Source organism: Synechocystis sp. LEGE 06083, assembly GCF_015207725.1.
GTDB classification, from domain to species: Bacteria; Cyanobacteriota; Cyanobacteriia; order Cyanobacteriales; family Microcystaceae; genus Synechocystis; species Synechocystis salina.
The window spans coordinates 1-5,355 of the sequence record NZ_JADEWJ010000270.1 but is presented as its reverse complement, the minus strand read 5'-3'; the positions used below and the strand labels follow the sequence as shown (position 1 = coordinate 5,355).

Annotated in this window: 6 protein-coding genes and 1 pseudogene; 2 read left to right on the top strand and 5 right to left on the bottom strand. The window is 48.2% G+C overall.

Annotated features, from left to right (window positions below; translation table 11 throughout):
• Positions 1-355, bottom strand: a pseudogene (locus tag IQ219_RS16510) (peptide ABC transporter substrate-binding protein); the annotation flags it as partial.
• A 95-nt stretch (positions 356-450) separates the two neighbouring features.
• On the bottom strand, positions 451-819 hold the full coding sequence (psb28, locus tag IQ219_RS16505) for a photosystem II reaction center protein Psb28 (RefSeq protein ID WP_190595906.1): 369 nt from the start codon (positions 817-819) through the stop codon (positions 451-453).
• A gap of 246 nt (positions 820-1,065) precedes the next feature.
• Here psb28 and IQ219_RS16500 point away from each other — a divergent pair, with 246 nt between their 5' ends.
• Entirely contained in the window at positions 1,066-1,566 is a 501-nt protein-coding gene (locus IQ219_RS16500; protein ID WP_194073326.1) for a DUF1499 domain-containing protein, read from the top strand.
• 109 nt (positions 1,567-1,675) lie between these two features.
• Here the strand turns inward: IQ219_RS16500 and IQ219_RS16495 are convergent, their stop codons facing one another.
• Positions 1,676-2,095, bottom strand: a complete 420-nt coding sequence (locus IQ219_RS16495) for a Fur family transcriptional regulator (RefSeq protein WP_194018544.1) — start codon at positions 2,093-2,095, stop codon at positions 1,676-1,678.
• Positions 2,096-2,402: 307 nt separating this feature from the next.
• Here IQ219_RS16495 and IQ219_RS16490 point away from each other — a divergent pair, with 307 nt between their 5' ends.
• Positions 2,403-2,972 carry a peroxiredoxin gene (locus IQ219_RS16490; protein WP_190595911.1) on the top strand — a complete coding sequence of 190 codons (570 nt, stop codon included), beginning with the start codon at positions 2,403-2,405 and terminating at the stop codon, positions 2,970-2,972.
• A 117-nt stretch (positions 2,973-3,089) separates the two neighbouring features.
• On the opposite strand, the gene IQ219_RS16485 is transcribed toward IQ219_RS16490, so the two are convergent.
• Entirely contained in the window at positions 3,090-4,148 is a 1,059-nt protein-coding gene (locus tag IQ219_RS16485; protein WP_228017238.1) for a tocopherol cyclase family protein, read from the bottom strand.
• A gap of 62 nt (positions 4,149-4,210) precedes the next feature.
• Positions 4,211-5,137, bottom strand: coding sequence for a homogentisate phytyltransferase (locus IQ219_RS16480; protein WP_194073325.1), 927 nt, complete (start codon positions 5,135-5,137; stop codon positions 4,211-4,213).
• Positions 5,138-5,355 lie beyond the last annotated feature (218 nt).

Here is a 5,355-nt window from a genome sequence, read left to right as displayed (position 1 = left end):
CATCGGGCTTTAGCTTCCAGGTGACCGACAAACCATCGGCCGCCACGCCGCCATTTTCCACATTGGGAATTTCCGCCGCTAAAAATGGAACTAGGTTGCCCTCATGGTCGAAGCTCGCCAAGGGTTCGAGGGCAATGCGACTGGCCTCCGCATCCTTAAAGCCCGTAGCCAAATGGGGATTCAAAATCGTGGGAGCCTGCCAAGAAAGGATTTTCAGCGTTTCTTGACGATTCTGCTGAGAACTACCATTCCCAACATTGGGGCTACCACAGGCAAACAGCAGTAAGGGCAACAGTCCCCCCATCAGCTTCTGATAGGAACGGAATTTAAAAGCGGCGGGAAGATTTAGCAACACAGGCAACAGGGAGAATCAAGGCTTAATTTCGCTAGATTGTCCCCTGATTAGAGTCTATTTGCAAAGTTTTCAATACGCTCCAGTCACTTTTGTCCCTAGCGGTCTTGGTAGCCCATGCCATTGGCCTCTGCGTAACGCTCCATAAAACGGATAAAGCGCTCCCAATGATCATTTTTAATTAAATCAAAACTGCACTGGGCCCCCCGGAGTTCATCCCCTTCGTCCCCACCAAAAATAAATTTCACTGACGATGGTTCAATTTCCATGGCCCCCTCTTCATCGGCAAGGCGTAAATGGCCGTTAAATCTTTGGGTAAAACTTTGGAATCTTTCGATCGCCTGGAGACGTTCAAAGGTCATCACCACCGTGCGGGCGCCCGTAGTGGCATTGCGTCGTAGGCTAACATTGCTGAGTTCTTCGGGGAGATCGGCAAAAAATTCAATGGTAGGGGTAAGGGTCATCATGGTTGATAAAGGAATGCCATTGTTTTGATCCTAACAACTCTCACCATAGCCTGCCAGAACCATTGAACTAACAAAACTCCCTGGGAAGACCGTTGGGGCTCTGGAATGTGACCTTCATCACGCCAGGGAAAAAACCCATATCAGGAATATTGTCTCCGCTGGAGTTTAGGAGTTAACCTTGCTCGATCGCCAAGGAAACCATAGATTAAAGAGGTCTTGATGTTTACCAATTACCGGAATTTTTTCATGGGTACGCTACTGGCTGTGTTGCTATCGGGGATGGTTTGGTTTGCCGCCCTACCAGGCTTTGAACAAATCTTTGCTGGCTCCACACCGGAAAACCTAGGGGTCACAAGCGGACAATTAGCCCCCTGTCCCGACACGCCCAATTGTGTGAACAGTCAAATCAGCACTGATTCCGTCCACAGCATTGAGCCACTCCATTACCAAGGAAATTTGGAGAATACCCGCAGCCTATTGATGGAAATTTTAGGGGTAGTACCCGGCACCACCATTGTGGAATCTCAGGATGATTACATTCGAGCTGAGGCCCATAGCCGCTTAATGGGTTTTGTCGATGACCTGGAATTTTATTTCCCCGGCGATCGCCCTGTAATTGAAGTTCGCTCTGCATCCCGGTTGGGAGAATCGGATTTGGGAGTTAACCGCCGCCGCCTAGAACAAATCCGTTTGGCCTTGGCGGATCTTGAGCAAGGAAGTCAGAACATTTTTCAAAAGCTTCCCTAGTCTGCCAATTCTAGGGGGTGACAGGCATAAAAGTCCGCCAAACTTAGGGGATTCAGGGGTTGGACAGAAATGTTGCAAGCGGTCTGTTGATCGTCGGCAATTTCAAAAACTAATCAGCGCAATTTTCACAGACGCCATGGACAGTAATTTCATAACGTTCCGCCTTTAGGCCTGGTCTGAGTTTGCCCAGATCCACTGCTGGTAACTCTTCCCAATCCACATCTTCGATCGCCCCACACTGACGGCAACAAAAATGATGGTGTGGCTCCACGTTGGCATCGTAGCGACAGACCCCTTCTTCCAATAAAACTTCTCTGATCAACCCCACTGACTGCAGAGCCTTGAGGGAACTATACACCGTGGCCTGGGAGGATGTGGGGGCGGCTTGGTTAAGGTCAAACAACAACTGTTCCGCACTGGGATGATCCCGACGCTGGAGTAGATTGGCATAGACCCCATAGCGCTGGGGAGTAACCCGCAGGCCTCGTTCCTTCAGCGTTTGAATAATTTCTTCTCTGGTTAAGGGCATACCGTTCCTCCTAACATCTTCTGCCAACATCGGTGCAGCACGTTTTACCTGTTTACCTTTAATGGGCCAACCCTAAGGGCCATGGGCCTCGGCTACCACACCAATGATCCGCATTGTTTCGCTATAGTCTATCTAGCTTAACATTTTCTGGAAAGAGTATTAGATAAGATAATTATAAAAAAAATATTAATTTTTAAACTTGACTTATTTCTATCTCAGAACTATTCTGAGAAAAGAGGGCAGGCATTGACGACAAATGCTCCATTCCCTCACAAAAATTTAGTCGTTTAGATAGCCAGAGGTAACCATGACCCCCGAACAAGTTCCCAGTGTAGTGTTCAAAACCCGTGTCCGTGACGAATCCGTATCTGGTCCTAACCCCTACCGTTGGGAAGACAAAACCACTGAACAAATCTTTGGTGGCAAAAAGGTTGTGCTTTTCTCCCTGCCCGGTGCCTTCACCCCCACCTGTTCTTCCAATCACTTGCCCCGCTACGAGCAGTTGTTTGAAGAATTCCAGGCCCTAGGAGTAGACGATATTATCTGTCTATCCGTTAACGATGCCTTTGTCATGTTCCAATGGGGCAAACAAATTGGTGCCGACAAAGTCAAACTACTTCCCGACGGTAACGGTGAATTTACCCGCAAAATGGGCATGCTCGTGGAAAAATCCAACCTGGGCTTTGGCATGCGCTCCTGGCGTTATTCCATGTTTGTCAACGATGGCAAAATCGAAAAAATGTTTATTGAGCCTGAGTTCGGCGACAACTGTCCCGTGGATCCCTTTGAATGTTCCGACGCTGATACCATGTTGGCTTACCTCAAAGGGTCTGAAGCTCCTGGGGTTTCTGAACCTGTTAAAGCCTTTGTCGGCTAAATCCGTTTGAGCACATCGGTATGTCAACTGATGGCTTGTAGTTGATCAAAACCTAACGAATCAAAGCAGAGCAGTGTTATCCCTAGAGGTAGCACTGTTTTTTTATTTAAATTTTCCCTACCCAAGGCCCCAATTACCACCCACTTCCAGACCGGCAGTGTCTGTTCTGCTTGCTACCATCAAACCCTTACCAATAGCTCCTAACTGTAGAAGTAAATGTCCCCTAGTGGTGTCTCGGCAATTTAGTTGTAAACCCTGGGCGGTGGGGGTGTGGACCAAACTCCCTTTTTCCTCCGTTGTTCCCGAGAGGGTGACCCAATACCTATCGTTGCTAGCTTTTAGTTGCCAACTGCCCCAGGGAGCTACTTGCCAGGTAACGGTGCCATGGCCCGGGCCAAATTCGTAAAAATCACCTTGGTGATGCACTCCAATCAAAGCCGCTTCTTCGGTGCGATGGAGCACTATCCGTTCCCCCCCAGCCGCAGTGACGCTCAGCCCTGGATGTTGGGGAAAATGATTGGCTTGGAGCCAAAACCAGCGGGAAGGAAAGGAACGACCCCAGTTTTTTTCGGCGTAAACTAGGGCTTGGTCAAATTCATACTGTTCCCCCTGCCATTCCAGCCAGCCATGCCCTCTACCTTGGGCTAAAAGAATTTGCCAACCAGGATCAAACAGGGGTAAAAAGGAAAGCCAACCGGCGGTGGCCCTGGGAAATCGGTTAGGACTCCCCCAAGTTACTTCTGGTTCTACGGTGAATTGCCAACGACAATGGCGATCGCCACTAGTGATTTGTCCTTGGTGTTGATGGTGATAGATTTGATAACCTTCTTTAACCAGGGTAAAAAATTCGTCCGATGGTAGGGGTCTGGCCGGCCCTTTGCTTGTACGCTTTCCCCAATGGCCAAGGGCAAAATGCTGGGGGCTGGCCCAAAATTTTTGCACTGAGGGAAATGTCCGCCAAATTAGTTGGTCGTCCTGATTTGCCTTTGTCCCTGTGGCTGGCCCTAGGACTTGCACTGCACCGCCGCTGTAATGGAGATCGCCAGCGGGATTTTCGATGGAGTACATAAAGGCGAAACTTTCCCCGGAGTAGGGCAAAAGCAGGCGCACATACCAACCTTCAAAAAAGGGAGATTGACCTTGCCAATGGTAACCACTGTGGGGAAGAAATTTCATTTATTTTCGACAGAATACTAATTTTTTACGGAATATTAGGGATTTTAAAAGTAGAAAAATCATCAAAATATAGTCAACTTAAAGGCGGGCAACCAAACGGCTAAAGGATAAAGTAAATATTCCAAGAAAAATAATTTCCAGATGAATTGATAAAAACTGGCAATTTCCCCCTTATCTTCCAAATCCACCCCCCGACTCCGACCCCAAAGTAAGAATAATAAAAGTAAATGGGAGCCAATAAAAACCGGTATATTCAGGGGAAAAACAGTCCACAAGCCCCAAATCACCATGGCAACATAGCAAATAGTCAATAAAATTAGCGTTCCAACAAATACATTTTTTTTGCCGATTTGTAGGGTTAAGGTTTGAATTTTGAATTGTCTATCACCTTCCATATCCGGTACATCTTTAAAGACGGCGATCGCCACGGTGAAAACCAGAATAAATAGGGTCAAAACCCAGATGGGGGTAATCAAGGTAGGGGGGGAACCCAAACCAGTTCTAAAAAATAAAAATAAGCCTAAGTTAACGACCATTCCCCGCACTGTGAGAATACACAGGGCCGCCAGCAGGGAAAAGCGCTTTAACCTCACCGGCGGCACCGAATAGGCCGTGCCAATGACCAAACTAATACTCACCGTTAATCCCAGCCATAGCCCTAATCCCCAGGCGATCGCCAAGGACGTAACGCCACAAAGTCCCACAATCCAACGGCCCTGGGCGAGGGAAAAATCTCCGTTAGCCAAGGGCAAATTCGGCTTATTGATGCGGTCAATTTCCACGTCCCATAACTGGTTTAGGCCGACAATGTAAACATTACCCAACAGGCAAGCCAGCCAAGCACCCAAAACCAAACTAAGGGAGGCCGCAAAAATAGCTGGAGTGCCTTGCCCCAGCATGGCCAATAGGTACACGGCCCAAACGCTCAAGGTAGTACCAATGATGGTGTGGGGTCGGGAAAAGCGCCACAAAGCTTGGATAGTTGCCATGGCAATAATTTTGAGAAGTTAAATCTCTTTGCAGTGTACCCAAACCTACCTAGGCTGAGCCATTTTCCAGACCTAATTTTGAACAGAGGCAAAGTCCACTGCCCATCAACCCTCTTTGGCTCCGTAAATTAAAATTAGGGTGGCCTATATCCCTTCCCATTTCCATGTCTCCCCCTGCCCCCGCCATCGTCGCCCAGGATCTGAGTTTTCAGTGGTCC